General features: G+C 72.0%; 2 protein-coding genes. One reads left to right on the forward strand and one right to left on the reverse strand.

From position 1 onward, the window contains the following. A partial coding sequence (locus tag G6030_RS08830) for an amidase (RefSeq protein ID WP_347238617.1) occupies positions 1-1,088 on the reverse strand: 1,088 nt, incomplete at its 3' end. Positions 1,089-1,240: 152 nt separating this feature from the next. On the opposite strand from G6030_RS08830, the gene ftsH reads away from it, so the two are divergent. Further along, positions 1,241-3,043, forward strand: a 1,803-nt coding sequence (gene ftsH, locus G6030_RS08835; protein ID WP_182642879.1) for an ATP-dependent zinc metalloprotease FtsH, incomplete at its 3' end; no start/stop codon positions are given.

Below are 3,043 nucleotides of genomic sequence, written 5' to 3' on the forward strand. Positions count from 1 at the left end.
GGGACGTCGGCCAGCGCCGGGGTCAGCCACACGTCGACCCCGGCGCTGTCCATGGCGCGCTCGACGTCCGCGCGGAGCGCCCGGACGCCGCGGTTCCAGCGGGTGTCACCGTCGCCGGCGCCGCCGCGTCGGAACACGGTTCGGCCGAGCAGGGCGTGGTGGCGGGTGCGACGCTCCATCGCCGAGAGGGGGAGGTTCTCCTCCTCGGCGGCGCGCGCCACGGCGGAGGTCCACCGCGCCAGGTAGAGGACCGGGTCGCGCGGGGACGGCAGGGAGGTGTCGACGACGACGAGGTTCTCGGCGCGCAGTAGTGAGGCGGCCTCCCGCGCCGCGCGAACCCAGGGTGCGTGAACGCGCACGAGATCACGGCCCAGCCGTATCGGGCTGGCAACGGACAGCCCGACGCGGGTCCCGCGGGGCACGGGTCCGGTGCGGGCCAGCTCCGGGCGGCCCGACATGACAGACAGGGCGAGAGCGACGTCGCCGACCGTCCGGGCCAGCGGACCGGATTCGGCCAGGCCGCCCCAGTTGTCCCCGGACAGGCGCGTGGGCACTACCCCGGGCCCGGGCTTGATGGTGACGATCCCGCAGGCCGCGGCGGGGATGCGCAGCGAGCCCATCCCGTCGTCGCCCACCGCGAGTGGCACCATGCCGGAGGCCACGGCCGCGGCCGAACCACCCGAGGACCCCCCGGCGGACAGTGACGTGTCCCGGGGGTTGCGGGTGATGCCGTGGGCGTCGGAATCCGTCATCCCCCACGCGCACAGCTGCGGGGCGGCGGTGACGCCCACCGGGACGGCGCCGGCCGCCAGCAGGGGAGCCACCACGGGGCTGTCGAGGGTGACCGTGCTCTTGATCGCCAGCGGGACCCCCGCCAGCGGGAGTCGCGCGCGGGCCTCCCGTGTCCGAGCGTCGACGGCGGCGCCGGCCGCCCGGCCGTCCGCCCGCAGCAGGGTGGTGAAGGCACGCAGCGACGGGTTCAGGTCGTCCACGCGGTCGAAGGCGGCGTCGAGGGTCTCCAGCGCGCCGGTGGCGCCGGTGCGCACGGCCTCCGCGGTCGCGGTCGCGGACGAGGGATCGGTGGTCACGGCCCCGATCGTACGACGGCGGGGGTGTGCGCCCGTGGCGATCATCGGGGTGGGGTGTCGGTGCCGGCGGGTAGCCTGGGGCGATACCGACGACGTCGGGTGCACGACCGGGCCCTCCGACCGGCTGGGCCGTCCTTCCACACGAGGACCGAATGGAACGCAAGAGCAACACCGTCTTCCGCAACGTCGCGATCGCGGGCGTGATCATCCTGGCCATCGTCGGGTTCTCGTTCTTCGCGAACGACGACCGCGGTTTCGCCGAGGTCGACACCTCGGTGGCGTTGGCGCAGGTCGACGCGGGTAACGTCAGGGAAGCGCTGATCGAGGACCGGGAGCAGCAGCTGCGCCTCACTCTCGAGAACCCGATCACACCCGAGGAGGGTGCGGAGGAGACCGACCAGCTCCTCGCCAAGTACCCCGAGCGGGCCGCGGATCAGATCTTCGACCGGGTGGCCGCTGCGGAGCCGGAGAAGTACGACACGGCGGTCACCCAGCAGGGCTTCCTGTCGCAGATGCTGTCGTTCCTGCTGCCCATGCTCATCCTGTTCGGGCTGCTGTTCTTCTTCATGTCCCGGATGCAGGGCGGCAAGGGCGGACTGTTCGGGGTGGGCAAGTCGCGCGCCGTCGAGTTCACCAAGGACATGCCCCAGACCACGTTCGCGGACGTCGCGGGCGAGGACGAGGCGGTCGAGGAGCTCAACGAGATCAAGGACTTCCTGCAGAACCCCGCGCGGTACGAGCGCCTCGGCGCCAAGATCCCGCGCGGCGTCCTGCTGTACGGTCCGCCCGGCACCGGTAAGACCCTCCTCGCGCGCGCCGTGGCGGGCGAGGCCGGGGTGCCGTTCTACTCCATCTCCGGTTCGGACTTCGTCGAGATGTTCGTCGGCGTCGGCGCCTCGCGTGTGCGGGACCTGTTCGAGAAGGCCAAGCAGAACGCGCCCTGCATCGTGTTCGTCGACGAGATCGACGCCGTGGGCCGGCACCGCGGGTCGGGCACCGGCGGCGGTCACGACGAGCGCGAGCAGACCCTCAACCAGCTCCTCGTGGAGATGGACGGGTTCGACGACCGCTCGACCGTCATCCTCATCGCCGCCACCAACCGGCCCGACGTCCTGGACCCGGCACTGCTGCGCCCGGGCCGGTTCGACCGTCAGGTCCCGGTGACCAATCCGGATCTCAAGGGCCGTGAGGCGATCCTCGCCGTCCACTCGGTCGGCAAGCCGCTGGCGGCGGACGTCGACATGACGTCGCTTGCCCGGCGCACCATCGGGATGTCGGGTGCGGACCTGGCCAACGTGCTCAACGAGGGCGCCCTGCTGGCGGCGCGTCTGGGCCGCGACGAGATCGACATCGAGATCCTCGAGGAGGCCACGGACCGCGTGGTGGGCGGTCCGCGCCGCAAGCACCGGGTGATCAGCGAGCACGAGAAGAAGGTCACCGCCTACCACGAGTCGGGACACGCCCTGGCCGCGTGGGCGATGGAGGACCTCGAGCCCGTCCACAAGGTCACCATCCTCGCCCGCGGCCGCACCGGCGGTCACGCCCTCGTGGTCCCCGAGGACGACAAGTCGTTGATGACGCGCGCCGACATGATCGCGAGGATCGTCATGGCGATGGGCGGTCGCGCCGCCGAGGAGTACATCTTCGGCGAGCCCACGTCCGGGGCCAGTTCGGACATCGAGCAGGCCACCCGCATCGCCCGCACGATGGTCGCCGAGTACGGCATGAGCGCCAAGCTCGGCGCCGTGAAATACGGCGGCGAGGGCGGGGACCCGTTCCTCGGCCGCGGTGGCTCCGCGGCGGGGGAGTACTCACCCGAGGTCGCCAAGATCATCGACGACGAGGTCCGCCGGATCATCGACGCCGCCCACACCGAGGCGTGGCAGGTGCTGGAGACCAACCGCGACATCCTCGACGCGGTCGCGGGCGAGCTGCTCGAGAAGGAGACCCTTCGC

This window comes from Dietzia sp. E1, assembly GCF_014145015.1.
Classification (GTDB): Bacteria; Actinomycetota; Actinomycetes; order Mycobacteriales; family Mycobacteriaceae; genus Dietzia; species Dietzia cinnamea_A.